Below are 25,518 nucleotides of genomic sequence, written 5' to 3'. Positions count from 1 at the left end.
CCCGAAGAAGCTCAGTCGGATCATCCAACTAACCAAGCTCGCCCAAGACGCTGGCATCACCTGATATGCCTGCTACTTTTCGGACGATGCACTAGTCCTCGAGCGGCTGCCCCACGATGCGCCGGCCAAGCCGCCGCACTGACCCCGGCCCGCATCGCCGCCGAGCGTCGGCCCGCAGCCGGCCAAGCCGCCTGACCGACATCTCTCCCACCGAGTGGCAGAGGGCGGATTTAGGACAGTTATTGCTTAAAACAAGGACCAATAGGGCCTCATCTAGATCTCACTCCATGCTCAATTCCTTCATGATCTTTACTGAGAGATATTGCAATATAATCACCGGATCTCACCCCAATACTCGATCCGATCAGAATACAGGTCGTAGAGAGGAAAGTTTCTCCGATGCTCCTTGTAAAATCTCCACTGATCACGATAGGAACCGCTCGAAAACTTGATTACCCCAGCATCGATTTCCGGGTCGTCGAACTTGCTGGCGATGCGAAGAAGAACGTTCTCGTGCACCCGCGGCAGTGTTTGAAGATCGAGCCATGCAAGGATGTATTTTCTAAGCACCGGTGAATCACGATGGTTCAGGTAGAGCCCGAGAAACGCAGCCTCATGACTTCCATTTTGAGAGTAAAGCATTTCTTCCAAGACCGGGACGACCTCCGCCCCTTCAATTCCAGCCAAGTAGTTGCTCGCCTTGGCGCGGTAGCGATTCTCGATGAGGAAATCCAAGTACTCCGCTTCCGCTGTGATATGATATAAAGACCAAGCAAGGTCAACCTTCTCAGGACTCTCAGATGCGGTTCGGTTCGCTAGTCGCGCAAATTGCTCCTTCATCGAATCGCTGGTCTCATCTATTTCCAACACGGCAAATAGACGTGTCACCTGCGTTACCTGAGAAAGCTTATCTCGATTTACTAAAATCGGCTCAATTGCACGCTGGTCCTGTAGTTCTGCCAATTTTACTAGCAGCTGGAGTTCCCGCGTATTCTGATAGAGACTCCATATAGCATCTGCGGATTCCGCCACCCTGTAATCCGCCAGCAGCTCCGCAGCGACGAGCCGAAAATCCCGAATCACGTCACCGTCTACGTGACCAACAATCGTCTTAGGACGCCTCGTTAGCTCTATCAGGACATTGGCTGCATGATCACTCTCGAAACCACACTGGAGGAATAGTCGGGCAACCAAAAAACGGGTGTCGTCAAATGCGGATCTCAGATAGGGCTCTAGCTCCCGAAGAATTTCGTTTGGATCTCCCTCATATTTATATATTAGCTCGTTACCGAGCACTGAGAACGCACGGAACGACCTCTGGCCCAACGCCTCATTCAGTCCTGCCTGGAGTCGCCTCCTATTGTGGATGCTATTGCGCATCTCAACACGTTCTGCGCGTTCCATCATGCCACGGCTGACTTTCGGGTAATTTGACGTCGGGGCGGCGGGCCCCTCTAGCTTCGACAGCTCAGAATCCGTTCTCTGCCACAGAAATACTCCCACGCCAACGCACACGCACACGCACGCGCAAACAAGGATACCTCCAAAAGTCCTAATTCCTCTCTTTGTAGTCATTCTATCGGAGTGAAGGCGGGATCGGAGGTTCGGGCCAAGCCCCGCTTGTGCTTTCGACGAAAGGTGCGAGATGTCCATCCATCATTATCTCGATTTCTCTACCGTATCCGTCAGGAAGATTACGGGTATAGATGTTCAAGTTGTTGAACGGATGGTTACCAGTAGTCGTAGGAGGAGCCGTCGGTGCTCGGTATACGACCCCGGTCGCCTCATCCCACTCGCTGGTGATGCTAGTTCGGACCTTCAACTTGATCTGACGATCCGATTGCACCTCGTGAATAATTTCGGAGAAGATCCAAGGCGCGTCCTTGCCGAAAAGACGATAGCTGGAGAAGCGCCCCTTTTCCCCAATGCGCCCTGTAGCAAAGCTGGAGACAGACCTTCCGTCTGGAGCGTGAGTGATGTTCTCATTATTCTCGTTTGTCTCGGCGGCCTCCTTCAAGAACGGATGGCCGCCCTCCGGTGCACCTACAGCCTCCCAGATCCCCCGAGGTATCCCCCCATTCTCTGCCCAGTCAAAATTGAGATTTAGCTTGGTCTTACCCACGATTGCTTCGCTTTCTACGACCTCATACCGGGATCCATTGATCTTTCCATCGTTGGATAGGAAAAACTTGGCCTGGTAACGGTGAAATATACGGTATTGCTCTTGATGTCTTATCTCATTTATATCCGAGGGGTCGCCAGGCCTCCCGAGAACCATCTTATCAGGCAACAGCGGGAAATCGGAATTAACATTCAGAGTATGCTGAATCATCCAATAACGCTGCGAAGCGGTTATGGTTCCTACAGAACCACGTGGCGACGTGCCAAAAGAATGTGTTAAAGGCCCTCTCGACGCTGGAGGCAAAGCCGGCGGCACCATAATACCCGGAGCCAAAAGCTTAATTTCAGGTGGGAGAAGGCCCGGAATACCATTTGACCAAAGACCCATCCAGCCCTCCGTCATCTTTTCAGGGAAGAAGTTAGCCACCGTTTCCAGTTTTCCATAAAGTTCGTTGTTTGTATGATGAAGCGGATGAGTTGGATGGTATCCTAGATTGAAAATCCTACGACCTGGTTCAAGACCGTAAGTCAGGTCATCTGCAATGGCCTTCGACCATTCGGTCAAAGCGGTGCCCGACGGCTTGTCCGCGTTATGACTTATGGTCGGCACAATCTGACCGATGACGACTACCTCCTCGGTCCGCCACCCTATGTCAATATCACTTACTAAGAACGGAACTTCTCCGACCTTACACATAACCTTGTGCCTCCCCGGTCTCCACTTCAGCCATTTATCATTCTGGGGGTCGTTACCGTAGCTATCCGATCCATCAGCCGTTCTGCCAAAATCCCGGATCGCCCAAGTATTGATGCCTGGACCAGAAGGACCGTCGATCCTGTTGCCTGATGGATCGAGCGCATACCACTCGAAGTCTTCCCACTCGGACCCTTCGTAGTAAGGCATCGTCCACTCGATCATATCGCCATCCAGCCTTCCGGCATAGACCTTCGTAGAGATAGCATTAATCTCAGCGGGGGCATTCCATTTTGCATCGTAGTCGTCGCGATCAACGTGCCGAATCTCCACCGGAAGAATGGAGACGACCACAGTATCCTTAACCTCATACGCCCCCACCTGGGTGGTGATTACCACTTCTTCCCGCAGTGGACCATTTGCGATCGCCTGAATGTAGAAGATCTGCGGCTCACCGCTCACAATTCCAAGTTCGGACAGCTGATAGGGATGCCCGGGCACAATGTAGTCGCTATGGGAAGCCGGCAGTCCGCCTTCGTGCTTCTTCCAGAGCCTCAGGGCTCCGGGGGCGTTGCTATAAATCGTGTCCCCATTTGAACCGATTCCAGAAATAGTTTCCATAGGATCACTTCCGGAGTAAGTAAAGGTTATTGTATCCTCTGGATGGAGCTGAGTCACCTCGATCCTTACTTCGTTGACATCGCTCTCGCTGTCTGGAATCCCCATAGGATCCTGACCGGTGACAGAGGAGGTGGCGATAACCTTGCCCGGATAGGCAGGATCGGACTCGATGGCATCTTCCTCCTTGGAGGAATCGACGCTGCCGTTGTTGTCCGAGTCAATGTCGAGATCGGTGGTAATCGGAATCAGCAACACCGGATATTTCTTTCCGTCCCGGTAGGCAGTTCCCGCCAGGAGGGGGATCGGAGCGTCCTCGAAAGCTGGCGGATAAGCTGGTGGGTCCATCCCTTCCAACTCCAGCTGTTGCGCTTGGCTCATAGTGTTGGCCAGAGCATGAACATCTACGTGGTGCCATCCGCCAGAGACGCGGTCGGAGGTGATCTCGCACTTCACCCAAACACCTTGCTCGGTTACCGGATCAATGACCTTCCGGCTAAGCACATCCAGCGCCGGGCCCTCGTCACTTACCAATATATCCCCGATGTCGTTGACATTCACGTAGTAACTCGCACCCGAGGTGGCAAAGTGCGCGGGCAGACTCTCGACAGTATCGTCCTTGTAATTGTAAAGCACTCCTCCGCCAGGATTGCGTTCGACGATGTGACCGTTCCGACTAGTATGAAGGGGCCAATTCCCGTCGATTCCTTTTGAAGTGAGATCGACGATGGTCCCGCTGCGAGCCCGGAGCGTTAAATTCACAGTCTCATTATCTTCGAACTCGTCAACGATGGCGAAAGCATCAGCACCCATTCCGCCCGCACCGTGCAAGAGTGTACCGGTGTATGTAGGATGGGGGGTAGGCAACGTGAAGGTCCCGGAGATCACCATCGGGCTCACTCCCTCCGGTCCCCAGCTGTAGTAATTCTCGGTTGCCTTTCCAAGCTCCGTTATGGTCTTAGGAGAGGGGTTCGGATAGAGTCCAGTCGCGGAAACATAAGTATAATCCCAGCTATAGGTTCGATTGGCCGTCGCTTTCAGGAATAGGCTACCATCCTCCGCAATCGCCATATTCACACTGGTGAAAACGAGATCGGAGATCGGCTCGCCTCCTTCAACGGTGTCATAGAGATATGCGGACTCTGGCACGAGGTGACTGATTGTGAATCCTGCAAAGTCACCCGGCCGGACCGGCGCGATCACGTCGTGATCGAGCGTGGGAACGATCAATGAGAGATCAGGCGTATAGCCCATCCCAGGTGAGTATCTACTCTTCACCTCCGTCGTGTAGGATCCGTCCAACTGGTCGAGAGGGTCCAGGTCGGGGAGTTGGGTCGGCACCGCATAGTAGCCGCCCCGGTTGGCGGCTACACCGTGCGGGGTGACTATGAGGTTTGAGAAATCATGAGGATCTCCGTTCGGATGATGATATTCTGTAAAAGATACGTCCCCGGCATCCGAGATCGTATCAATAGAGAAGTCACTCCATCCTGTTTCGGGTAGGGTGGCGAGAGGAATGACCGTGAACGTCAAATTTGAGAAAGCCCTAGTCGCGTCGTCCACCGGGCTGGCTTCCTCCGGGTTCGATCCGGCATCTTCTTCCTCCTCATTGGTCGCGCCGTCGCTATCGCTATCGTCGCCGCCATCGGGTATGTTGTTATTATTCTCGTCGGGATCTAGGGGATTGGTGACATGCAAGTTCTCGAAGCCATCACTGAGTCCGTCACCATCCGAATCGCGATCCAAAGGATCTGTTCCCCCAGCGATCTCCTCACCATCTTCGACACCGTCTCCATCAGTATCGGACTGAAGCGGATCCGTACCGTAGGTCTCGAATTCCAATAGGTTGGAGAGGCCGTCCATGTCATCGTCGCCGCCCGCGCTATGGACCCCCAGAGCCTCCAGCCAGTCAGGCAGCCCGTCATCATCGCTGTCGATGAATTCGTCCGTGCCAGCATCCGCCGCAGAGTTTCGCGCTTCACCGTGGATATCACGGTCGGGTTTCGACGTCATTCCGCTATCAATCGCAAGCGCGCCCTTACGCAACCACCCTTGGGGTGTGATGCCTGGATTCGCGGAATTTCCGGAGAACTCACCGCCCTTTACAAAACAGCTGTAAAGCGCGAACTCCGCGCCGTTTGCCTTGGCGATCTGCTCTGGAGCAGGACCGTTCTCCCCGTGGATGATGGAGTTGTAGACCTCAATTGCCGTCCCCTCCGTCAGCTGGATCGCATTGCCGGAAAGGTAGGCAGCGGTCCCGTGAATCGTGCTGTGTTGCAAGCGGGCACGGCCTGACTGGAGAAAAAGCCCAGCGCCGCTGTCGGCTCGGTGGCCATGGATCAGCAGATTCGAAAGAACCACCTGATGTGACGGATCGGTCATTGCAACATGAATTCCGCCGGACTTCTTGAAACCGTTTCCTCTCAGCTTCTCGGGCCGGGCAATCCGGAAGCCATCGACATGGGACAGAGAATGGATCGTAAGCACCCTGCGGCTGTCCGAGAGCCCCACGATCTCCGCCACTCGGTATCCCGGCTGGCCCAGCAACGTGATCCGCTTGTCGGCAGGAATGACTACGTTCTCCGGATAGATGCCGGGCTGGACCTCGATGATACTGTAGTAGTTCGGATCCGAGCTGTTAGCTGGGGTGTTCTCGATCGCTTGTTGGATGCTATCGACTTTGTTTCCACTGAATAAGGTCTCTTGGGTAACTATCCAATTCGGGGCAGGCCGATCCATGACATCGACTGGAGAAGTGCCTCGATTGAACTCCCATAGGTTCGGGATCCGATCGCCATCACTATCCGCCATGGCATCTCCTGCGTCGTTCGGGTCTAGGCCATGGAGGTTTTCCCAGCCGTCGGACATACCATCGCCATCGGTGTCGCTCAGGAAGGAATCGGTAAGCGCGCTCGCTTCGTCGCCGTCGGACAGGCCATCTCCGTCGGAATCCGCAGCGAGGGGATTGGTACCGTGGCTCTCGTATTCGACAAGGTTGGAGAGACCGTCCGAATCATTGTCCGCACTCGGATTGGTCACTCCGATGTCCTCCAGCCAATCTGGCAGCCCGTCGTCGTCCGCATCCACATACTCATCGGCACCCACATCGGCTGGACCCGTCCGGACATCATTGTGAATATCGGCCGGGCATCCGGCGACACCGCCGGCGTCGATCACAGGGGATCCCTTGCGGATCCATCCGCGCGGTGTCAGTTCCGGATCCGAGCCGTCTGCTCCGAACCAGCCTCCTTGGATGAAGGAATCGTAAACGCTGATGACGGCATCAGGATCCTTGTCAATCACGACGCTGTCACCGGGAAGTCCCTGGAAGATCGAGTTGTGGATTTCCACGTTCGCGCCGCTACCTACTGACAGCCCGCTTCCGTAATGATTCGAGAGGCAGCCAAAGACGGTGACATGCTTGATCTTGATCCGACCGGAGTTCACCGAGATTGCACCGCCCCGGTCCGCACAATGCCCGTGCACCAACAGGTTCGACAGCGCGACCAGCCCCTGATCCGAACCCATGGTGATTTGAATGCCTCTCGCGTTCCGCTCATCCACCATGGGCCTCCCGCTGCGGCTGATCCGGAAACCATCCACAAAGGTTCTGCCCTCGATCTTCAGAACGGGATCATGCGGGCTCGGTCCGCTGATCTCCGTCTCTGGATAGCCGAGTTCTCCCAACAAGACCACCCGCTTGTTCGCGGGAATCACCACATGCTCCGCATAGACTCCGCGCCGCACCTCGATCACCACATGGGGGGATATCGTGTCGCCCAGTTCCGGTGCATTGTCGATCGCCTGCTGGATGGTGGCGACGTTGTTGCCAGTGCCCGCCAAGGCAGGGTTTACGACCCAATGCGCCAGAACGCGCGATTCAGGGTCTAGAGGATCAGTACCGTGCTCGTATTCCCAACGATCCGGTACGCGATCGCCATCACTATCGAGAATCCCGTTAACGTCATCCTCGATATTCAATCCGTAGTAGTCCTCCCAATCATCCGGCAGTCCGTCGCCATCCGCGTCGGAAGGAACGAGGAATTCGTCGGCCCCTGGGTCCGGAGCGTCTCCCGAAGGCCGCACCTCACCCTGAATATCTTGGAGCACCTGGCTCGTGGAGAGCGCTCGGCCGCTATCCACGCAGCGCGAGTATTTTCCCGTGGCGAAGCCGGTGGGAGCAATGCCCGGAGCCTCGCTGATCCAACCGGAAGTCGGGTTAGCGGGAGTATCGCTAATGAAACTTGGGGCGCCTTCGGACAGGGTGACCGTGGCTGTCCCACCATGATCGACCTGCTTGTTGTTCGTGGTCGTCGGCGCTCCGATGTTTCCGCTGACCACGCAGTTCGCTAGGGAGAGATTGCCGCTATATACATTGATGCCGGGCCAGAACCACGTCGATGTGTTCCCGGTCACAGTGCAGTGCTCCATGCCCAGATCGAAATTCGACACCGAGATCCCCGCCGCGAGGAGCGAGGTGTTCTGGCGAACGATGCAGTTCACCATCCTGGCCGGGATCGGGTCACGCCAGGAATCAAGGACGAACGCGACGCCGCTCCCGGTGAATCCCGGCTTGTGCGAAATGATGAAGCCGTTCATGACCGACGAGGTGTTGATCGTCACGGTAGTTCCCGTCTGATGCCCCAGGATTTGCACCGGTCCCGCGTCCGCGCCCAATTCACCTAGCATCAGGATTGGTACATCGCTCAACTCTATAGTCTCCTCATAGACTCCTGCATGAACCAGGATAATAGGATAGGGGTCCGGCTCGCCATCTTCATCCTCATCCCGGAATGAAACAGCATCAAGCGCCTCCCAGATGGTCGCGAAGATGTTGTCATCCGGCACCGCATTTCCGGACGCTGGGTTCACATGGAAGGTGATCTCCGGCACGCTCTCCACATCACTCGCATCCGTCAGGCCATTCTTGAACTCAAAGACGTTCGGAATTCGGTCCCCGTCAGAATCATGAAGACTGTCATCGAACGTCGGGTCCAGCCCTTGGGCCAGTTCCCACGCATCCAGCATGCCGTCACCATCGTTGTCCTCCGCCACCGTCGGATCGAGGCCTTTCACCACTTCTCCGCCGTCGTTCATTCCATCACCATCGGTGTCGGTGATCAAGGGATCCGATCCGTGGATATTATACTCCGCAAATGCAGACAGTGCATCGAAATCGTCGGGACCTTCCTTCCAATCCGGCACGCCATCGGCATCCGTCACTAGGTTCTCATCCAGATACTCATCAGCACCGATGTCGGGCACCGCTACATGGCGCAATTCACCATTGAGATCCCTCATTACGGGAGATGAGCCAATGGCACCTGCTGCATCAATGGCACCCGAGGTGAAGGCGAGCCATCCGCCGGGGACGAGGGCGGGATCGAGAGAATCCAGCCATCCCGGCACAGAGTCAGTATTTTCGTCCGTGATGAGGTTCGGCCACGTTGCTGACATGTTCAGCATCGAACCATTCTCCACGAATACTTGACGGGCATCCGGATTGGCAAGGTTGCTGTTATTACCACTAACGATCGAATTCAACAATGTAAGGCTGCCGTTGTTCCAGACGTTGATGCCCGGAGTGGTGCCATCGGCTGCGTTGCCCGTCACGGTGCAATGCACCATCGAGACATCCGCGCCCTGGATTTCGATCCCGCCGCCGTACTCGCCCGTGTTCCCGCGAATCACGCAATTGACGAGACGTCGTTTCTTGAAGGTAGCTGGAAAAGGATTCTCCGGATCCCAATCGTAGAACGTAGCATCAACACCGCGCCCCGGCTTCCCCACCATGTGGGTGATTACCAGGCCATCCAGAACCGCGACATGCTCGAGGTACACCGTGGAGAAGTCATCCCCTGCAATGACCACAGGGCCCGCCGTCGCACTCAATTCACCAAGCAGCAGAAGCGGGATATTCGTGAGGAAAAGATGTTCCGGGTATGTCCCGGCCCTGATGAAGATCGTCTGGTAGGACCTGAGAACAGACTCGGGATCCTCCAAGTCTCCATACATAGCGGAGTCCGCGGCGGCCGAAATCGTCGGAAAAATATTGTCCGTAGCACTCTCCGCTCCTCGGGCTTTGTCCACCACGAGATCCACCTGCGGCCTGCTCTCGAAATCGGAGGCGCTCGCACCATTCTTGTATTCGAAGATGTTCGGGAAGCGGTCGCCATCCGCATCCTCGAGGCTGTCATCCATGGTGACCTGGAGACCATGGGCTGCCTCATAGACGTCCGGCAGGCCATCGTCGTCCGTGTCCGCCAGGGCCGCATTTGCCACTTCAGGATCTGTGTTCAGGGCTCTTTCCTCAAAGTTCGTGAGGCCGTCGTTATCAGGATCATTGGTGCCGCTCTCATCGAGATTTCCGAACTGCGCGATCTCCCAGGCGTCCGGCAGGCCATCAGCGTCAGAGTCGCCGTCATTCGGATCCACGGGAGACGAGGCACGCAGGTATTCCTCAAGGTTGCTGAAACCGTCGCCATCAAAATCACCCGCACTGTTCTGACTCAAGGTATCGAATTGCTCGTACTCCCATTCATCTACGAGACCATCGCCGTCAGAGTCCTCGGCACATGTTTCGAAACGCAGCGCGAAGACGGCCTTCAGCTGAGAAATGGTCGCCGGCGCGGAGTTTGCATCGTCCGTCGTAACTGACGTCCAAGGATACTTGCCATAGGGCGCAGGATAGACGTTCCCCGCTCCGAGCCGAATTCCAGATGGTAACGTGCCGTTCTGGAGTCGCTGTTGACGTAGCCATTGTGGGATGTCCTCATGAAGATGATCATAAAAGGGCGCAGCAATTGCCTTGAGTGCTCCCACGGTCAGCGGTGCCTTCTGAACTTCCAGCCACTCCTGAGTAACTGGGCTGGGTGCGGTCAAAGTCGGGATCGGCTTTCCTGCGCCGACTAAATCCCCCTCAATCGCCTGAGCGGTACTCGGCCTGACGTCGGCCAATGCGGCGAGGCCTCTCTTGGCCATCCACTTGGCCTGCCCAATGCAGGCCAGTCCATTATTGTTTGGCTCAGCGGACGCACTAATTACCGGCGGGTCCCCATCCCGCCACCAGTACGGCTCATTTCCGATGGTTTCCGACCCTGAACTGCTAGGCAAATAGCCAAATAATGCCACTAATACGACGTGGCGAGAAACCTTCATCTATTTAATAATGGAAAGGGGACCCTTGAGCAAAAAATTCGATTCCGGGGACGGACCGTCCCTCATTCGCCAAAGATTCCCAGCAGGATGTCACCTTGGGGCTGATCGATGACCACGTTCCCCATAAGTCGGGTATGCCCCTTGACCACAAGTGCCGTCCCTCCACTTGCCTCGGTGGCGTTCGCTGGAATCTCCTTCGGTGCGGTAGAATCCCAGAACTTGTTTTCGAGGGTCGTCTGCCCATTCTTCAAGGTGGCGATGGCATTCGAGCGGCTAGCTGATGAAGGCTCGGTGGAGGCACGAGGGGCATTTCCGTTGCCCAGCTCGAACAAAGGATCCGTCTCAACCCATGTCGTTGTCGAACTAGAGGCGTCTGCTATATTCAAAGACCCCAATGCCACTGAATGGGAGGCCACTGCTTTGGTCCAGAAGCCCGAGGCAAAGCTCGAAAAACCATCCGCCCTGCTGCCGATACCACCGATCGAAGCCGAGCCGAGTCCGCTGGCCACGCTTCCGGGCCAATTGCCGAAATCAGTATCAAGTCCACCGATGGCCGTCCCGGAATTGTTCAAAACCACACCTCCTGTTGTCGCAAGCCCATAGGCTCCATACGACTGGCCTGCTCCAAAAGCCATTGAGTAGGCCGCGTTGACGATCCCTCCCCCAAAAGCCACACTACCTTCTCCATATTCGCCCACGTCTGACCCCGCCCCTAGAGCCAACGAATCCGTACCATCTGCCACCGCTCCATCGCCAATTGCAAGCGATCGGGTCCCGGAGGCGGAGGCGGCATCTCCGAGAGCAAAATAGGCACTTCCTCCCGCTGTTGCACCAGTCCCCGCGACCCTCGGAAGATAGTCGCGTCCATCGAGTTCCGACTCTGTGACGACTGGTGAACCGCCTATCAAAATACTCGGCTCGACTGAGGATCCGTCACCCGGAACAAAATCAATGGCCACCTCATTGTTACTTGAGTCTTCAAACAAGCTCAGTGTGTTATTTTCGTTGACCGACATGGCGTAGCGGACGGGCACTGAATTCTCCCCCCCGGACCACCAGACCCAAGCACCTTGGGTCGTTTGCCACGCTTCGAACACGTCAGGATTGCCGCTCGAACCTGCCTGGTAGGCAATCTCAGCCCACTTACCCGGAATGCCTGTATCCTGGATCACCACGGGATTCGCCTGCGCCACCCCCGCGAAAGATACGAGCCCCAAGGCCACTAGGCCAAGGCTCGCCTGGCACAGATTACAATGGAACAGTCTTACGATAAGCGCGTTGCGTTGGTGTTTCATATCAAGCTGGTGAAATTTGCTTCTTACGGATGCCTCTTCGCGATCAATTAGAACGAGCAGCCCATACCGCATGATGTGCTTGAGATAGGGCTCCTCACCGCGAGACGTCAATGCTTCTCGGGTCGCGATGGAGTGATTTGTTCTGACGTTTTCGAAAGATTCGCTATCGAAATCTGCCTCTGCTGCGAGACGCTTGGTTTACCATGATCACCAATATTCCCCCTGAAGAAGACGGGCTCGGTGACCCTCTTCAATCTGTATGCTCAACCCTGGCACATTTGGTCGACTTCTCCGCCTGGAAACAGTCCGGCCGGGCCGATGCCGCGCTGAAACGCCATAGCAATTGGTTCCAATTCGAATGCCCCATGCTCGCTTCACTACTCGATTTGGTCCAGTGGATAAAGGGGGTCTTCCGGGGCTTTAGTGGGTCGGGTTCTGGTTCCAGGCCGCTTGAGACGCGCGGCTCTTTCCCGGATTTCAGGGGGTGAGGACAACCTTTGGCGAGGGGAAGCCCCCTGATAGCCTTGTTTTCAAGGTCTCGCCTCGACGTTCTAACGAAGGTTGCGAGGCGAGGGTTCAGGGGACTTGAGGCCCGTCGCCAAGCGATCCCGCAACCCCTCGGAATTCGGGATTCTCTCATTCGACCCACTAAAACCCCGGATTACCCTATAATGGTGGATGGACTCCGCCGCAGTCGGTGTTTCCGACCTGATCCTCAGCATCGAAAAGTCGCCGACAACCTCGCCGCCTGGATCCTCAAGATCACTTGTCTCATCGACCTTCCGAAGGATAACCCACCCGAGACATCCCGCCCTTGACCGCAGAGACACTCGCTCAATCAATGGCTCCACACGTAGATTGCCCCGCCAATAACCCGCTGCAGCGATGACGAATTCTTTCTATTCACACGAACGAATATTCATCCTTTCCACCTCACAATCTCCCTCTTCCACCTCCTGCAGGGTCCTCACCGCCCTTACATCCTGAAGCTGGAGTTCCCGCCAGAGTTCTCGCAGCTCGCGACCGTGCAGGATCAGTTCCCATCCCGTGAAGCGAAGCCGGATGCAGTTCCCTTCCCAATCGCCGCCAAGAAAGGAGGACCACGGGAGCATCTGCTGTTTGCCCGGCAGCTCGACCGTGAGGGTGGGTGTCCCCACTTCGATGTCAAAGCAGGTTGATTGCCTAACTTTCATGGCGACGACGTTGGGCGCGAAGTTGGATTCGGAGCAGTGCCTGGGGATGTCCCCTCATGGCTGCCGCCAGCGCCATCCCCCGCCGGTAGCGGCGCAAGGCCTCTCGCGCCTCCAGTGAGACCGTCTTCCCGTTGTGGAGCTTCCCGCTCGTTCGCGAATTTGGACCTTGGGCCGGGCTTGCTGATGGAGACTGCCCAGCGGTGATTGCCGCATGCTGCTTCTCCCCCGAAACCGTGACTTCGTTCGTGAGTGCGTGGGCTTGGGTTGTCTTCTTGACGCTTTGCTCGATCACCTTCTCGCCCGTGTTCTCGGCTGAGCTGTGCGCAGTGGCTTTCGCTCTTCTCACCAGCCGCTTCAGATCTTCCCAACCTTCAGCTCCGAGCCGTTGCTGCTGCAAGGCCTGCACCTTGTTGACCGAACTCGTGGCCATCTTGTCCGACCGCCAGTCACGAACGAAGTCCGCAGTCGTTTTAGAGGAAGGGGCACGTCCGAAGAAAGCGTGATACTCGCGCTCAAAACGTTGGGTAGCGGCCTGCTTCCGATCCTTGATGAACTGCTCCACCCGCTTCTTGTCAGGGGATGTTCCAAAGAGTTCCCTGTAGCGCTGCTCAAAGAACTCTCGTTGAATCGCCCTTTGGCTCATGTGTCGTTCGTGGGAGGGGTTCAGATCCGCCAGTCGAAACGACTCCCCCACGCTCTCCGTACGATACCCAAGGTCCCTGCAGGCTCGTTCAAGATCCCGGTGAAATTGACCACGGATGCTGCGAGCACTTGCCTCAGCCATGAGCCTGGGCTGCAAGGCGAACCAGCCTCCGCGCTCCGGATCATAGCTCAAGTTCGCGAACACAAGATGGGAGTGAAGTTGGGGATCCAGCATCCGACTGGTATTGTGGTGGAAAACCGCCGCCACGCCATTACCGGTCACCGCCAAATCCTCGGATCGCACTAAGGCTCCCTGGCGACGGCGCACCGCAGCCATTGCCTCCAGCCGTTCAAAAGCTTTTTGTACGCAATCCTCATAGGCAGCGGCCAGCCGCTCGTCCCCTCCCGTCACCGCCACGATGCTGACCGACTTCGGAGCTGAGATGACAAAATCATGAAAAGCCACCTGAGCAGAACGAGGACGCAACTTCTCACCCGTCTGAGGATGGCGGTTCGCTCGCAGCGCCTCGAAACTCTCACTTGTGACCTCCTGCCCCTTCAACCCCAACAGTTCCGCACCGTCGCCCTGCCAGTAGCCGACCACACGCTCATGCTCGGAGTAGTAATCGTTCATGGACAAGTGGCGGCCCATGTAATCAGCACCGCCCCGAATTTGGGTAACGGTGATCATGAGCGTGAAGCCTCAATGGGTCCGTTCCCCTCGTAGTGGAACTTCTTGTGGCGCTTGGCGGCAGGAGGAAGCGGCTCGGCCGCCTTCGACCTTGCGGTCGCAACTGGGGCTTCGACCATGCTTGGAGACGCCTTGCGGATGCCGCGGACCTTGCAGAACTGGCGAACCCCTTCGGTGCTGATCGTGACGTTCCGTTCGGCGAACCAAGTCGCGATCTTTTGAAATGGCCAATTGACGGAACGCATCTCCGCGACTTCGCGGCGCCAAGGTTCAAGCCGACTGACCTTTGGTGAACGATGGGGTTCGAAGGACATCACTTCACCATACGGAAGCGGTCCTCTGCCGGCCCAGAAGAACCTTGCCCAAGCCTTGGAGGACTCCTTGCCGCCACCTTGGATCACCCTTGCATGAACCTTGGATCGAGCTTGGAACGAACCTTGCCGCCACCTTGGAAATCCTAACGCGCAGCGTTAGGGTATTGTGTCTCGGCCTGAAACCGGTCTGGTTTCTCGGCCTGAAACCGGTCTGGTTTCTCGGCCTGAAACCGGTCTGGTTTCCGTAAGGAGGAGCCCCGTGGAGCGAAATCAGAGGTACGATCGCTGATGGAGGAAGGCCAGCAAAGAAGCAGAGAACGCCGGGAGCCCCCTTGACAGAGCGGCTTAAGTTCGGGTATTCTATACGTATAGACAAATTGTATAGAAGAATAGAAATGGCCATCAGCATACGCGACGAAACGACCGACTCCCTCGTGCGGGAGCTGGCCGGACTGACAGGAGAAGGGATCACCGAAGCGATCGGCAAGGCGGTCCAGGAACGACTTACCCGCCTCCGGAAGGAGAGCGAATACGAGCGGCGCAAGGCTCAGGTTCATGCCCTCACCCAGAGGATCCGGGAGAACATGATCGGACAGATTCTCACCGATGAGGATCTCTACGACGAAAGCGGCTTGCCGCGGGAGGACGCATGATCGTCGACAGTTCAGCCATCCTGGCCATTTTTCTGGAGGAGCCTGAGCAGGACACCTTCATCGACGCCATCCTTCGGGCAGACCATCCTCGCCTCTCCGCGGCCAACTATTTGGAGATCTGCCTGAGGGTGGACGGAGCGTTCAACGAGGCAGGCCGCCAAGCCTTCGACGAACTGCTTGCCACCCTGGAGCTTGAGATCGTCCCTGTCACTGTGTCTCAGGCTAAGACGGCCCGGATTGCCAACCGGCTCTTTGGACGAGGCTCCGGCCACAAGGCGCGCCTGAACTACGGCGACTGCTTCGCTTATGCCCTTGCGAAGGAGAGCGACTTACCCCTGCTGTTCAAGGGCAACGACTTCCTGCACACCGACCTGAAGCTGTGGCGATGAGTCCCCGAGCGCCTGGAAGGGATCTCGTGTCAGGCAATGAACTCAGAGAATGCCGCCCGTTCGCACGAGCGGCATCCAAGAGCTACCAGCTCGCCTGGTAGTAAACGCACTTCCATTCCACCTCATCGGGGGAATCTTCTAGCCAGGCGATGGCCTTGGTGAAGGTTTCAATGGCTTCCCGTTTTTCGTCCTCGTCGTTCTGACTTTGGCCGAAGAAGAACCCTTCGGTGTAGGGAAGTTGATCCTCTTGGATCGCGGCGATGATCCGCCTCATATCGCCCGCCTCAAGGTAAACCTGCTGGCAGAGATCTTCACCCTTGGCGAACTCCTCGATGATGAAGCCGTGAAGGTTCGGGTGCTTGCGCCAGTAGCCGAGATCGAGTTCGCGGCATTTGACGCGGTATCCGTCACGATACTCGATCCTTTCCTTGTGCTTGAAGCTCCACACACCGACCTGTCCGGTGAGATACATGTCCAGTCCCATGACTGTCTCCTTTCGTTTCGGTCAGCGGGCGGAATTGCCTGCCGACAGGCGCGGGGTCATGCGGGTTCTGGGGCCGTGACCACGCTCTTCTCGGGAGACCGCGAAGCGGCGGAAGGGCGTTGGCGCGGACTCATGGTTCCGCGTGAGGATCACCGCGACCGGTGAGGCCATTCGGCTGCTGACTGGGAAAGTGACAGACTGGGTCTCGAAGGTATCACAAAAAGCGGAGGGACGTGGCGGAGCCATCCAGAAGGGTTTCGGCAGGCGGCCAGAGGGTATCGCAGGAAGAAATAGCGTCGGCAGCGAAATCACATCCCTCTTCAGGCAACGGCAGCGAGCCGATGCCAGGTTCAGGAATTGCTCTGCCAAGGATCGATCAACTTGAGCCCGCAGCCTACGAAATCCTTGGTGTTGCGGGTGGCGACCGAGGCGTTGGCGATCTTGGCCATGGCAGCGATCATGAGGTCCACCGCGTCGATTTCGTAGCCCTTCTTCCTGCGTTGTGCGGCGATATCCCCGTAGGCAACCGCGGCAGGCTCGTCGTAGGCGAGCAATCGACCTTCGAAGCCGCGTGCGACGAAGGCGGCGAAATCCTTCTCCAGACCGTCGCGCCTCTTGCCCCGCGGAAGGAGCCGGATGCCATACTGGATCTCACCGATGGTGACGGTGGTGATGGCAAGGTGGAGCGTTTGCTGGCGCTGCAGCCAGGCGGCAACCCGCTCATCCGGCGCGGCCTTCATGAGTTCCGAAACGACGTTGGTGTCGAGGATGATCATGAATCGAAATCCACGGCGGGACGGCGGGAATGACGGGGCGGCAGCTCAAGTTCGACTCCCCGGCCGCTGCCGAAGAACTCGCGGGAAAGCTCGAACAGGCCGGCGGCCTTCGGGCGGCGCGCCTGCGAGGCTTCCTGCAGAACCTGGCGGACAAATGCCTCCAGGGAAACGCCCTGCTGCGCGGCGCGCACGCGCAAGGTCTCCTTGGTCTGGTCGGGCAAATCCCGGATGGTGATGTTGGCCATAATCGACTCCTTCTCTGCCATCATTGTATCGGATGCAATCATTGATGTCAAGTTTGGCGGAACTCCGGAGAGCTTCGCTGGCCCCCATCCACGACGCCTAAAGAAAGGCCGCCCGGGGGCGGCCTTTCGGCTGGAATTTAAGCGACGATCCGACCCGTCCGATGAGCTTCTTGCGCATACTCGCTGAGAGTTCCTTTCGCTTGAAACCATCGATCCCGTTCGACGGGCAGGCCGAAATTCCCGCTGACGGCCGCCAACTCCGAAAGCCGCACCGAACCGAGTTCCGCCAAACCCAGCCCGAGATCGCACAAGCCGAAGGCGATGTCCGGGTCATGCGGACAGGTTTCGGTCAAAAGCCAGATTGCTCCCGCGTCCGGCGTGAAGAGCTTCACCACCGGTTCGAAGTCGATCTCCTTTGGGGTGCCCCGCACGGCCTCTTGAGCTCGTCCGTTGGTAGCCAGTTGGCGGAGGATGGGTTGAGTGAAAAGTTTCATTTTACGTTCCTTTCGTTGTCTTCCCCAGTGGGAAGGGTTTGCGATATGCAAACCTGCCCTCCGGCGAGGATGGGGGTAGCAAGCGCCATAAAAACCGATGGGAGTGGTGCGGGCGCAGCGCAGCGAGCCACGGTCCCGTCTGTTTTTGTTGCGCGCGCGAGGGGCAACGCCCCTTAGCTTCCTCCCCCCTTCCCCCGATCCCGGCTTCCGGGTTCGGAGGCTGACTCAGCGGCGGGGTGGCGGTGACACGGGAAGCCCGGAGGGCAGCGAGGCACGAGCGCACCGAGGAGCCTCCGGTGTCGTGGCAGGGCGGCGGCGGGGCGTTGCGGGGTGTCCCCGCTAGAAGGGGTGGCGGCGCACGCAGTAGCCGTCAGGGGAAGGCATTCCCCTCCAAAACCCTTTTCATTCCTGAGCCTCCGAAGAGACGATCGATCCCTCAAAGGTTCCCCCGAGTGGAGAAAGCACAGAACAGGCCTCGATCCGAAGATCGAGGCCTGCTGCCGGGAGAATCAAGCGCTCCGTTGTAGGGGCTCTCGAGCCGGGTTCGAAGCGCAGTCGGGATGCAAGTGAAGGTCGGCATAGACCTGTTGCAGGGCACCGGTGACCCTCGCCACTTCGTTGGGTCGCAAGGTGAGGGTTTGGGATTTCCATTCCTCGCCGAGGCGGTAGGACCGTTCCAAGGACAAGGTGTGGAAGGTGGTGCCTTCGGCGTCGGTGTTGGACCAGATCGAAACCTGGATGTGTCCGAAGCGGACCTTGTGGATGGGTTGGGGGTTGAGTTTTTTAGCCATGATAGACTCCTTTCGTGGTTGGGGGCCGACTCCCTGTCGGCCGTTGACCGCCATCGGACACGGGTTCGGTCGAACGAGGTCATGGTCTTCTCGGGAGACCGCGAAGCGGCGGAAGACCATTGACCGCGACCGGTTCTGTGTCGGATTGAGGCGGTCGGCGGACAGGGGTGGGCGCAAAAGCCCGATCAAGCGGCTCTCATCGCTGACTTCAACCCACCAGCCAAGTTCGGAAAACTCGCAGAGGCAAAGGTTCGGATTGACCGGAGAACCACAAACTGTTCATGTGAACGCATGACAGCCCGTCCTGATACGGTCTTCCAACCGCGTTGCATGCCACTCGCCGAATGCCGGGTGGGTGACTTCGAGGAAGCGGCTTTGGTGCCGGAATGGAAATACCATCGGGATCCCCAGCCCTATCAGCCTCAGACTTCAGGGAGTCGTGGCTCCAGTCCCTTCAATGTGAGGGGTTTTGATCCGAGCAGGCCCATTTGGCAGTTCCGTCGCTGCCACTCTCCGAGACCTCACGACTCTTCCTGGGTTTGGCAACGAGTCTCCTAAGCCCCGCCACCGGATGCCTTTCATCGTGTCTCAACTCTTGCTGCGCTGGCGGAGTGGTCGTCCTCCGGTAGGACCCAAGATTTGTTCCGCCGTAGGACTTGATCCGCACGGAACCCGAATGGCTTCCCCTGCCTCCGCATTTCCGGTGAGAGCTAGACTAAGAAATCAGGATCTACCTAGAATCGGATCAGCCGGGCAAATACCACCGGGCCATTCTTAGATCGGCGGATTCTTCGATCCGGCAGCCCCTGCTCTTGTTGGCAAACCTTACCACCCACGAATTTTGGCGGATTTTTTCAAGCGCGTGTTCGACCAGGCCTTGGCATTCTCAGCGGCAATGAGGCCACGGTCCCAGAGTCATCTCTTCGTGACGAGTAAGGTCGTGCAAGCGTTTCGAAAGATTCTTGGAACCCTGCGGTGGCTGGGGATCGTTAGTGTCTTCCTTTTCGAATCGATCCGTGCCCAGCCGCCTGCCGGCTATTACGAGACAGCCCATGGACTGACCGGATCCGACCTGATGGCTGCGCTCCATCAGATCATCGACGATCATACGTCCATCCCCTACGGAAGCACCGATGAGGTGATGCGAGTGATCGATGAAGATCAGCAGAACCCAAATAACCTCGAGCTGATCTACTCCGACTTTTCGATGGATAAGCAGTTGATCGGCTCATCGGGATCCAATGCTTGGAATCGGGAACATTTGTGGCCGCGCTCGGCACGAGCTGAGTGGACAACTCCGATCTTCACAATCTTTGGCCTGCCAACGCGGCCGTAAACGGGGCGCGGGGGAACCTCTTCTTCGACATGTCCTCGGGGAACGCCACCCACAACAGCATTTCCCCTGAGAACAGTTCCGATTCCGACTCGTGGGAGCCTGCCGGGCAAGACAAGGGCATTGTCGCGAGAGCCTGCTTCTACATGGCAGTGCGGTATGACGGTAGCGATGCCAATACGACGGATCTGACTCTAGATGAGATCCCCTCTTCCGCCTCGAACCGAATGGGGGTGCTGTCCGTGTTGCTGAATTGGAACCGCCACTACCCTCCTCTCGCTGGAGAGCAGGCTCGCAACCAATCCATCTTTCAAGGGGTCTTGACCGCTACCGGATTCTACGGGCAGCACAACCGGAATCCCTTCGTTGATTACCCTCAATTGGCTGACGCAGCATTTCTCGAGTCGGATGTTCTTACCTGGGCTAAATGGCAGGTCATGTTCTTCGCCATCGATCAGCTCGATGTAGATCACGTTTCAGGCCTTACTTCCGACCCGGACGAAGACGGCTTTGAGAACCTCATCGAATTTGTCCTTCGGACCGATCCTCTCAACCCCATCAACGCCCCTACATTCCAAGTTTCGGCATCGCAGGATCTATTCACGATCACCTATCGACAGGTGAACGACCTCGTATTGTCGAGTATCGCGACCTCATGGGAGATGAGCATGGATCTGACCCATTGGCTTCCGATGAATCCGAACATTACTCCGGTTGCCGACGAAGGCGACGCAACCACATTACGCCTCGAACAGCCGATCGGAACACCTCCCGCTTTTTGGCGCATGCGGATCACCCACCTCCCTCCCTGATGCAGGTTCGCTGTGATTGAAGCAACAGCATAACGGCCAACCGACGCATCCAAACCTTTTCGGATCAGGCAATCGCTCAGGATATTGACCATCCAATGCCCTCTGGATTCCTCAGGGCCTCATGTAAATTGATCCGGATGGTAGTAGGGCGCGAAAAAGGCGCTGATCTTTACCCCGAAGAGTTTCCCAGCCAGATAGAGCCGTGCGACGGAAACCGGCATTTCACCGGTTTCGAGGAGGTCGATTTCGTCCTCGTGCATCGAAAGGCATGCGGCCACCTCGTCGCGTGAGTAGCCTGCCCCTTCCCGCAAATGCCGGAACATCATTCCGACCACCGCATTGATCGTCCGTAAATCCTCCGGACAACGGTCCCCTGACAATTGATCCATTGCACCTCTCCCCTGCTCCCAGCGGAGCCCTTCCTTTTCCTTTGACGGTAAACAGAATACGCAATTCTGTCGCGCCCCAAAAGTAGCCCTGATTGAGTGGTAGAATCAAGCCGCTTTTGCGCGTTCATACCATCGTGTTCCAAATTCGCCGGGCCCATTGCCGCTCATCCTCACCAACGAAGTCCAAGTAAATGGCGGTCGTCTCTACTCTAGCGTGACCCATCCACTTTTGCACGGTGGGAAGCGGCACCTGATTTTGGATGCAGGTGATCGCGAAGCTATGCCGCAGACCCTTGGGGGTCGCTCTGATTCCCGACAGCCCAGCGACCGCCATTCGCGATCGAATGAGCTTCCACCCGGTGGCACGACAGAATTTCCAGATGGGCGAATCTGCTGAATCCTCAGACGGGCGGGCTTCAAGTAGCGTGAGCAGTTCCGGAGGAACGGGAACCGCACGATACCGATCGTCGCGGCGCTGTTTGAGCGTTCGAAGAACCAAAGTCTCCTCGCCAAGATCCACACTCTTCCAAGTGAGGTTGAGTGCCTCGGAAATTCGGCATCCTGTGTAGAACAGGGTGAGACAGAAGGCTCGCTGAGCCGGCTCGGTCAGAAGATGGGTGGCACGATAGAAGTCCATCCTCTCTCGGGGGTTCAGGTATTTTCGGTTTCCGGCGGGGTCAAACAAGGAGGTCTCACCAATCATGCATCAACGAAATTGCGTATACTGTTCACATTTTAACAGGTTCTGCCGTGCCTTACTACCCACTGAAAATCATGACTATCCGAAGAATTCTGGGAGAAAACGGCCCGATGGACGCGCTGTGTAGCGGCGGGCAATGCCCCGCCTTCATTATCGCGGACAACGGCAACGCCTACGTCCAAGGTAAGAAGCTTAAGCAAGAGGAGCGGGCGAACCTGTCGGCTCCGGAGGGCGAGGATTTCGTCGCGATCCCCTTGCTCACTCTTAGAAAAATTGCGGCTCAGGTCGGCGAAGCTTGAAGCTCGTCGTCTGGCTTTGAGGGAGGCTCCTTCGTGGAGCATCCCTCACATTCTTTGTAGATCTCCCGATTGATGAAATCACGGAAATCTGCGGAGTAGTATTCGGCAAATTGCTCCCACTGCCTGCGGATCTCAGATGCACTCATGAAGTCCCTGATATCCTCGACGGTGCATGCCCACTCCGAGCGAGTGAAAAGGTGCCTTTGATCGAATATCACCATCGTGTGATTGATCCAAATTTGCCGGAAGCGCCTTTTACGCTGATCCTCACACGAACCGCCACTGATGGAGTCCAAAAGGTCGGGGTTGTCGATAGCCTTGAATAGCAGGTTCGTCGTGCGGTCATACTGCCTCGCTCTTGCATCGGCCTTTGCCTGCTGGCGTGTCCAGTGCTGCTGAACGGCCACCGACGCGAGAGCGACGACCACTGAAACTATCGCGATCCATTCTGGTATCCCCAATGCCCCTCTCCCTTGCCCGCAGTCGCTGCTGCGATTGATCTCCGTTGGCATTGTAGCGGATTCGAAAACCGGGATCAACCGGCCAGCAGATTGGAAAAATCCCTCCGGGGTGAATCGGAGGGATCGCCAGAGACGGCTAGTCCGAAGCGTCCATGGGTTCCTCGGTCGCGCTCGAGCGCTGAAGTGCCGGAAGCAGGTGAAGGTCGGCATAGACCTGATCCAGTGCCCCGCGGATCTTGGCGATCTCGTTGGCGCGGAGGCTGAGGTTCTGGCTTTGCCACGCGCCGTCCTTGTCTCGGTAGGATCGCTCGAGGTCGAGGGAGTGGTAGGTTCGCCCATCCTGGCTTTGGTTTTCCCACACGGCGACGCGGATGCTGCCAAATCGACCGGTGTCGACCGGTCCTGGGTTTGAGGTTTTCGTCATGAGATTTCTCCTTTGAGTTTCGGGCCAGCTTCATTGCCGGCCGTTGACCTGGCGAGGGCACGGAAGGGGTCGCCTGAGGTCACGGTCTTCTCGGGAGACCGCGCCAGCGGCGGAAGACCATTGACCTCGACCCAAGCCGTGCGAAATCGCGACGGTCGGCAGGCAAGGATGCCTGACTTGGAATCGATTGAGAGAAGCCTCGACGAAAACCTCACCGGGCTAGACCACTTCATCGGGCCGATCGCAATGCTTCCGCGTATGAAAGGACGGGAACCAACCCCGATCCGACCATGTCCACACGAGTTGTATTCACCCAAGGCGGCAAAGGTGGCGTCGCCAAAACCGAAGTCACCCTCTCGCTCATCGCCTGGTATGAGCAGCAAGGTCTCCAGCCTGCTCTGCTCGACTTCGACATCGAGAACACGAACAAGAGCGGCCTGAAAAACTTCTACCCGCAGGCGCGAAAGATCGACGTCCACCGGGAAGGCGCGCTCGACGAATTCTTCGACGTCTGCGACCAGAATGCCAATGGCCTGGTGGTGGCGGATCTCGGTGCCGGCGCGGGCGAAGCCACCTATCGCTGGTTTGACGAGGCCTTCAATGACGCGGCCGATTTCGGTATTTCCTTCACGTCCATCGGCGTCACCACCAACGAGGCCGGTGCCGTGCAATCGATCCTCAAGTGGGCCGATCACCTTCAGGACCGCGTCGAGTATTTGATCGTCCTCAATGAGTTCAGGGAACCCGGATGTGACTTCATCTACTGGACGGCGGAGCCCGCAACCAAGCGCTTCATCGAAGCCTTCTCTCCTCAGATCATGATCATGGGCTCGCGCATTCAGGAGTTTCAGGCCGAGCTTCGCAACCGGTCGGCCACCTTGCAACAGGTCATCGACGGAACGGTGGACACTCCCTATTTCAAGCTGTCGAAGAACCTGTTCCGCGCGAAGCGCTACCAGCGGGGCATGTTCGAAGGATTTGAGCGTGCATCGAATATTCTTCTGCCTCCCCACTGATGTCCGCGACCGACACGCTCGAAGCGGTGGCGGAGCTTCTCCCACCGGAGCGCAAACTTCGCTTCCTGGCGATGGCGGCGCGGTTCCGCAGCGTCCCGGAGGATGACGAATATCTTCAGATGCTCGAAGCAGTGGGTCTGATGACTCTGCTTTGGAAAGAGGTGCCGCGGGAGATTCGCCGCATCCTTGCCGGGGCGACGCCGGCGGAGGGCTCTCAGGAAGGACTCGCAGAACTTCTCAAAGACGCCGTCCGCGAATCGGTCCCATCCTATGACGATTTGAAGCAAATCGTTCAACGGCTTGAGGCTCATGAACAGCTCCTCATGCGAGCCACCCGTGGCACGCAGCCGCAGCAAAGGGCGCATTTCGACATGGGGCGATGCGCCCTTTACACCGGCCTTGGGGCGGCACTGGCTCTCGGTATCCCTGAACTTCTCACCCGATTCGGAGCATGAGACGCCTTGCTTGGGGACTCGGAATGCTGATGGCGAGCGCGCTTGCGGCCCTTCATTACCCCTCCCCTACCTGCTGGCTGGTTCTCGCCCTTGGTGCGGCTGCCGGTTACGGCGTCGTCCTTTGGCCGAAGCCGCGCAAAATCATCCTTCGATCCGGTCGGCTGACCTGGACCCGTGAAGAACTCTGCCGTCACATCCTGATCACCGGCGACACCGGAAGCGGCAAGACGACGAGCGGCTTCCAGCCTTTGCTCGTGGATCTCTCCCGCCGTGTTCCCGACTGGGGCGGTTTGGTTCTCGGCGTCAAGGGTGACGAGCATCGGTTCATGACAGATCTCCTTGAAAACAACGGGCGCTCTCAGGACCTGATCCACCTCCAAGTCCGTCCTCCGGACTGTTCGACACGCTGGGAACCGGAGCATCGCTACAACCTCCTCTCCGATCGCTCCCTGCCTTGGAGCACCCACGCCAAGTTCATTACCGACATTGCCGGGAGCATGAATTCGGCCAGACAGCACCCGTTCTTCGCGCCAATGGCCCAGCTCGCTCTCACCCACGCATTTCAAACCCTTGAGGCATTGGGTGAACCGGTGACCATCCCTCGGGCCTATGCCCTCCTCACCTCGACTGAAACCGCCAAACATGCGGTCAAGCGTCTCCGCCGCTTCCCCGACAACCATGGCCATCACGAACTGGCGGAGTTCCTGGAAACCACCTTCACCCAAATCCGCGCCCACGAGCAAAAGGAAGGGGTGGAAGGCACCCTGAAGACCTTCCTCGGTTTCTACCTCAATGAGGATGTGGCGGCGGTCTTCTGCAGCGAAAAGCCGAACACCTTTTCCTTCAGTCACCTTGATCGCGGAAGCGTAACCGTGGTCTGTGCCGCCGTTTGATTTTTCTTGGCGGCAGCGGTTATTAGGCAGCCTTCCGTGCTCGTTTTCCCTGTTGTGCTTGCAGCCAGTTCCCCGGGACGAGCTGATCGACCTCGCTGGTTTTCATTGCCGGCAGTCGGGTGAGCACGTCCTCAAGATACTCCCGGGTGTCGATGCCCAGCCGCCGACAGTTCTCAAC

25 protein-coding genes are annotated in these 25,518 nt (G+C 57.4%); 9 read left to right on the top strand and 16 right to left on the bottom strand.

Going from position 1 to position 25,518, the window contains the following annotated elements; genetic code table 11:
* Nucleotides 1-333 precede the first annotated feature (333 nt).
* From HNR46_RS19855 to HNR46_RS19830, 6 genes are all read right to left on the bottom strand, one after another.
* The gene (locus HNR46_RS19855) at nucleotides 334-1,407 is read right to left on the bottom strand and encodes a hypothetical protein (protein WP_184022347.1); all 1,074 of its coding nucleotides are present in this window, start codon (nucleotides 1,405-1,407) and stop codon (nucleotides 334-336) included.
* A gap of 169 nt (nucleotides 1,408-1,576) precedes the next feature.
* Nucleotides 1,577-10,414 carry a pectinesterase family protein gene (locus tag HNR46_RS19850; protein WP_184022346.1) on the bottom strand — a complete coding sequence of 2,946 codons (8,838 nt, stop codon included), beginning with the start codon at nucleotides 10,412-10,414 and terminating at the stop codon, nucleotides 1,577-1,579.
* A gap of 239 nt (nucleotides 10,415-10,653) precedes the next feature.
* The gene (locus tag HNR46_RS19845) at nucleotides 10,654-11,886 is read right to left on the bottom strand and encodes a hypothetical protein (RefSeq protein ID WP_184022345.1); all 1,233 of its coding nucleotides are present in this window, start codon (nucleotides 11,884-11,886) and stop codon (nucleotides 10,654-10,656) included.
* An 899-nt stretch (nucleotides 11,887-12,785) separates the two neighbouring features.
* Entirely contained in the window at nucleotides 12,786-13,079 is a 294-nt protein-coding gene (locus tag HNR46_RS19840; protein WP_184022344.1) for a hypothetical protein, read from the bottom strand.
* The gene (gene mobF / locus HNR46_RS19835; RefSeq protein WP_184022343.1) at nucleotides 13,069-14,412 is read right to left on the bottom strand and encodes a MobF family relaxase; all 1,344 of its coding nucleotides are present in this window, start codon (nucleotides 14,410-14,412) and stop codon (nucleotides 13,069-13,071) included. Before mobF ends, HNR46_RS19840 begins: the two co-directional genes overlap by 11 nt.
* The gene (locus HNR46_RS19830; protein ID WP_184022341.1) at nucleotides 14,409-14,726 is read right to left on the bottom strand and encodes a hypothetical protein; all 318 of its coding nucleotides are present in this window, start codon (nucleotides 14,724-14,726) and stop codon (nucleotides 14,409-14,411) included. The genes mobF and HNR46_RS19830 overlap by 4 nt, the downstream gene beginning before the upstream one ends.
* A 395-nt stretch (nucleotides 14,727-15,121) precedes the next feature.
* Here HNR46_RS19830 and HNR46_RS19825 point away from each other — a divergent pair, with 395 nt between their 5' ends.
* Together HNR46_RS19825 and HNR46_RS19820 are read left to right on the top strand one after the other, a co-directional pair.
* Entirely contained in the window at nucleotides 15,122-15,379 is a 258-nt protein-coding gene (locus HNR46_RS19825; protein WP_184022339.1) for a type II toxin-antitoxin system VapB family antitoxin, read from the top strand.
* Nucleotides 15,376-15,768: a type II toxin-antitoxin system VapC family toxin gene (locus HNR46_RS19820; protein WP_184022337.1), complete on the top strand. Its 393-nt coding sequence runs from the start codon at nucleotides 15,376-15,378 to the stop codon at nucleotides 15,766-15,768. Before HNR46_RS19825 ends, HNR46_RS19820 begins: the two co-directional genes overlap by 4 nt.
* Before the next feature lie 82 nt (nucleotides 15,769-15,850).
* Here the strand turns inward: HNR46_RS19820 and HNR46_RS19815 are convergent, their stop codons facing one another.
* The 5 genes from HNR46_RS19815 to HNR46_RS19795 all read right to left on the bottom strand — a co-directional run bounded on the left by HNR46_RS19815 (nucleotide 15,851) and on the right by HNR46_RS19795 (nucleotide 18,558).
* The gene (locus tag HNR46_RS19815) at nucleotides 15,851-16,240 is read right to left on the bottom strand and encodes a hypothetical protein (RefSeq protein WP_221285301.1); all 390 of its coding nucleotides are present in this window, start codon (nucleotides 16,238-16,240) and stop codon (nucleotides 15,851-15,853) included.
* A 362-nt stretch (nucleotides 16,241-16,602) separates the two neighbouring features.
* Nucleotides 16,603-17,028: a type II toxin-antitoxin system VapC family toxin gene (locus HNR46_RS19810; protein ID WP_184022333.1), complete on the bottom strand. Its 426-nt coding sequence runs from the start codon at nucleotides 17,026-17,028 to the stop codon at nucleotides 16,603-16,605.
* On the bottom strand, nucleotides 17,025-17,297 hold the full coding sequence (locus HNR46_RS19805; protein WP_221285300.1) for a FitA-like ribbon-helix-helix domain-containing protein: 273 nt from the start codon (nucleotides 17,295-17,297) through the stop codon (nucleotides 17,025-17,027). Before HNR46_RS19805 ends, HNR46_RS19810 begins: the two co-directional genes overlap by 4 nt.
* A gap of 113 nt (nucleotides 17,298-17,410) precedes the next feature.
* Nucleotides 17,411-17,767: a DUF2958 domain-containing protein gene (locus tag HNR46_RS19800; protein ID WP_184022331.1), complete on the bottom strand. Its 357-nt coding sequence runs from the start codon at nucleotides 17,765-17,767 to the stop codon at nucleotides 17,411-17,413.
* Between the two features lie 509 nt (nucleotides 17,768-18,276).
* Nucleotides 18,277-18,558: a hypothetical protein gene (locus HNR46_RS19795; RefSeq protein ID WP_184022329.1), complete on the bottom strand. Its 282-nt coding sequence runs from the start codon at nucleotides 18,556-18,558 to the stop codon at nucleotides 18,277-18,279.
* A 291-nt stretch (nucleotides 18,559-18,849) separates the two neighbouring features.
* Between HNR46_RS19795 and HNR46_RS19790 the strand changes: the two genes are divergently transcribed.
* The 3 genes from HNR46_RS19790 (at nucleotide 18,850) to HNR46_RS19780 (ending at nucleotide 20,703) form a co-directional block, all read left to right on the top strand.
* Nucleotides 18,850-19,116, top strand: coding sequence for a hypothetical protein (locus tag HNR46_RS19790; protein WP_184022328.1), 267 nt, complete (start codon nucleotides 18,850-18,852; stop codon nucleotides 19,114-19,116).
* A 367-nt stretch (nucleotides 19,117-19,483) separates the two neighbouring features.
* Nucleotides 19,484-19,894: an HNH endonuclease family protein gene (locus HNR46_RS19785; protein WP_184022326.1), complete on the top strand. Its 411-nt coding sequence runs from the start codon at nucleotides 19,484-19,486 to the stop codon at nucleotides 19,892-19,894.
* Nucleotides 19,846-20,703 carry an endonuclease gene (locus HNR46_RS19780; RefSeq protein WP_184022324.1) on the top strand — a complete coding sequence of 286 codons (858 nt, stop codon included), beginning with the start codon at nucleotides 19,846-19,848 and terminating at the stop codon, nucleotides 20,701-20,703. The genes HNR46_RS19785 and HNR46_RS19780 overlap by 49 nt, the downstream gene beginning before the upstream one ends.
* A 119-nt stretch (nucleotides 20,704-20,822) precedes the next feature.
* Here HNR46_RS19780 and HNR46_RS19775 read toward each other — a convergent pair whose 3' ends face one another.
* Nucleotides 20,823-21,092, bottom strand: a complete 270-nt coding sequence (locus HNR46_RS19775) for a helix-turn-helix domain-containing protein (protein WP_184022322.1) — start codon at nucleotides 21,090-21,092, stop codon at nucleotides 20,823-20,825.
* A 124-nt stretch (nucleotides 21,093-21,216) separates the two neighbouring features.
* Complete coding sequence (locus HNR46_RS19770; RefSeq protein WP_184022320.1) at nucleotides 21,217-21,795, bottom strand: tyrosine-type recombinase/integrase; 579 nt, start codon at nucleotides 21,793-21,795, stop codon at nucleotides 21,217-21,219.
* A gap of 47 nt (nucleotides 21,796-21,842) precedes the next feature.
* Between HNR46_RS19770 and HNR46_RS19765 the strand changes: the two genes are divergently transcribed.
* Nucleotides 21,843-22,091: a hypothetical protein gene (locus HNR46_RS19765; protein WP_221285299.1), complete on the top strand. Its 249-nt coding sequence runs from the start codon at nucleotides 21,843-21,845 to the stop codon at nucleotides 22,089-22,091.
* Here the strand turns inward: HNR46_RS19765 and HNR46_RS19760 are convergent.
* Nucleotides 22,073-22,603 carry a DUF6082 family protein gene (locus tag HNR46_RS19760; protein ID WP_184022316.1) on the bottom strand — a complete coding sequence of 177 codons (531 nt, stop codon included), beginning with the start codon at nucleotides 22,601-22,603 and terminating at the stop codon, nucleotides 22,073-22,075. The genes HNR46_RS19765 and HNR46_RS19760 overlap by 19 nt on opposite strands.
* Before the next feature lie 85 nt (nucleotides 22,604-22,688).
* Nucleotides 22,689-22,976: a hypothetical protein gene (locus tag HNR46_RS19755; RefSeq protein WP_184022314.1), complete on the bottom strand. Its 288-nt coding sequence runs from the start codon at nucleotides 22,974-22,976 to the stop codon at nucleotides 22,689-22,691.
* A 290-nt stretch (nucleotides 22,977-23,266) separates the two neighbouring features.
* Between HNR46_RS19755 and HNR46_RS19750 the strand changes: the two genes are divergently transcribed.
* Genes HNR46_RS19750 through HNR46_RS19740 form a run of 3 tightly spaced genes read left to right on the top strand, consistent with a single transcriptional unit; the run spans nucleotide 23,267 to nucleotide 25,340 of the window.
* Nucleotides 23,267-23,992: a nucleotide-binding protein gene (locus tag HNR46_RS19750; protein WP_184022313.1), complete on the top strand. Its 726-nt coding sequence runs from the start codon at nucleotides 23,267-23,269 to the stop codon at nucleotides 23,990-23,992.
* Nucleotides 23,992-24,447, top strand: a complete 456-nt coding sequence (locus HNR46_RS19745) for a hypothetical protein (protein WP_184022311.1) — start codon at nucleotides 23,992-23,994, stop codon at nucleotides 24,445-24,447. The genes HNR46_RS19750 and HNR46_RS19745 overlap by 1 nt, the downstream gene beginning before the upstream one ends.
* The gene (locus HNR46_RS19740; RefSeq protein WP_184022309.1) at nucleotides 24,444-25,340 is read left to right on the top strand and encodes a type IV secretory system conjugative DNA transfer family protein; all 897 of its coding nucleotides are present in this window, start codon (nucleotides 24,444-24,446) and stop codon (nucleotides 25,338-25,340) included. Before HNR46_RS19745 ends, HNR46_RS19740 begins: the two co-directional genes overlap by 4 nt.
* Nucleotides 25,341-25,362: 22 nt before the next feature.
* Here HNR46_RS19740 and HNR46_RS21610 read toward each other — a convergent pair.
* Nucleotides 25,363-25,518: transposase domain-containing protein (locus HNR46_RS21610; RefSeq protein WP_184019735.1), on the bottom strand; the 156-nt coding region annotated here is incomplete at its 5' end.

Origin of the sequence: Haloferula luteola, from assembly GCF_014201715.1 — a bacterium.
GTDB lineage: Bacteria > Verrucomicrobiota > Verrucomicrobiia > Verrucomicrobiales > Akkermansiaceae > Haloferula > Haloferula luteola.
This window is presented reverse-complemented; position numbering and strand designations above follow the sequence as displayed.

Excerpts from the sequence above, each read along its gene's own strand:
- HNR46_RS19805 (WP_221285300.1), bottom strand. The coding sequence starts at position 17,297 with ATGATGGCAGAGAAGGAGTCGATTATGGCCAACATCACCATCCGGGAT.
- HNR46_RS19845 (WP_184022345.1), bottom strand. The coding sequence starts at position 11,886 with ATGAAACACCAACGCAACGCGCTTATCGTAAGACTGTTCCATTGTAAT.
- HNR46_RS19820 (WP_184022337.1), top strand. The coding sequence starts at position 15,376 with ATGATCGTCGACAGTTCAGCCATCCTGGCCATTTTTCTGGAGGAGCCT.
- HNR46_RS19770 (WP_184022320.1), bottom strand. The coding sequence starts at position 21,795 with ATGATTGGTGAGACCTCCTTGTTTGACCCCGCCGGAAACCGAAAATAC.
- HNR46_RS19755 (WP_184022314.1), bottom strand. The coding sequence starts at position 22,976 with ATGACGAAAACCTCAAACCCAGGACCGGTCGACACCGGTCGATTTGGC.
- HNR46_RS19810 (WP_184022333.1), bottom strand. The coding sequence starts at position 17,028 with ATGATCATCCTCGACACCAACGTCGTTTCGGAACTCATGAAGGCCGCG.
- HNR46_RS19840 (WP_184022344.1), bottom strand. The coding sequence starts at position 13,079 with ATGAAAGTTAGGCAATCAACCTGCTTTGACATCGAAGTGGGGACACCC.
- mobF (WP_184022343.1), bottom strand. The coding sequence starts at position 14,412 with ATGATCACCGTTACCCAAATTCGGGGCGGTGCTGATTACATGGGCCGC.
- HNR46_RS19790 (WP_184022328.1), top strand. The coding sequence starts at position 18,850 with ATGACAGCCCGTCCTGATACGGTCTTCCAACCGCGTTGCATGCCACTC.
- HNR46_RS19855 (WP_184022347.1), bottom strand. The coding sequence starts at position 1,407 with ATGATGGAACGCGCAGAACGTGTTGAGATGCGCAATAGCATCCACAAT.
- HNR46_RS19825 (WP_184022339.1), top strand. The coding sequence starts at position 15,122 with ATGGCCATCAGCATACGCGACGAAACGACCGACTCCCTCGTGCGGGAG.
- HNR46_RS19850 (WP_184022346.1), bottom strand. The coding sequence starts at position 10,414 with ATGGCCAAGAGAGGCCTCGCCGCATTGGCCGACGTCAGGCCGAGTACC.
- HNR46_RS19745 (WP_184022311.1), top strand. The coding sequence starts at position 23,992 with ATGTCCGCGACCGACACGCTCGAAGCGGTGGCGGAGCTTCTCCCACCG.
- HNR46_RS19830 (WP_184022341.1), bottom strand. The coding sequence starts at position 14,726 with ATGTCCTTCGAACCCCATCGTTCACCAAAGGTCAGTCGGCTTGAACCT.
- HNR46_RS19760 (WP_184022316.1), bottom strand. The coding sequence starts at position 22,603 with ATGCCAACGGAGATCAATCGCAGCAGCGACTGCGGGCAAGGGAGAGGG.
- HNR46_RS19775 (WP_184022322.1), bottom strand. The coding sequence starts at position 21,092 with ATGGATCAATTGTCAGGGGACCGTTGTCCGGAGGATTTACGGACGATC.
- HNR46_RS19740 (WP_184022309.1), top strand. The coding sequence starts at position 24,444 with ATGAGACGCCTTGCTTGGGGACTCGGAATGCTGATGGCGAGCGCGCTT.
- HNR46_RS19800 (WP_184022331.1), bottom strand. The coding sequence starts at position 17,767 with ATGAAACTTTTCACTCAACCCATCCTCCGCCAACTGGCTACCAACGGA.
- HNR46_RS19795 (WP_184022329.1), bottom strand. The coding sequence starts at position 18,558 with ATGGCTAAAAAACTCAACCCCCAACCCATCCACAAGGTCCGCTTCGGA.
- HNR46_RS19750 (WP_184022313.1), top strand. The coding sequence starts at position 23,267 with ATGTCCACACGAGTTGTATTCACCCAAGGCGGCAAAGGTGGCGTCGCC.
- HNR46_RS19815 (WP_221285301.1), bottom strand. The coding sequence starts at position 16,240 with ATGTATCTCACCGGACAGGTCGGTGTGTGGAGCTTCAAGCACAAGGAA.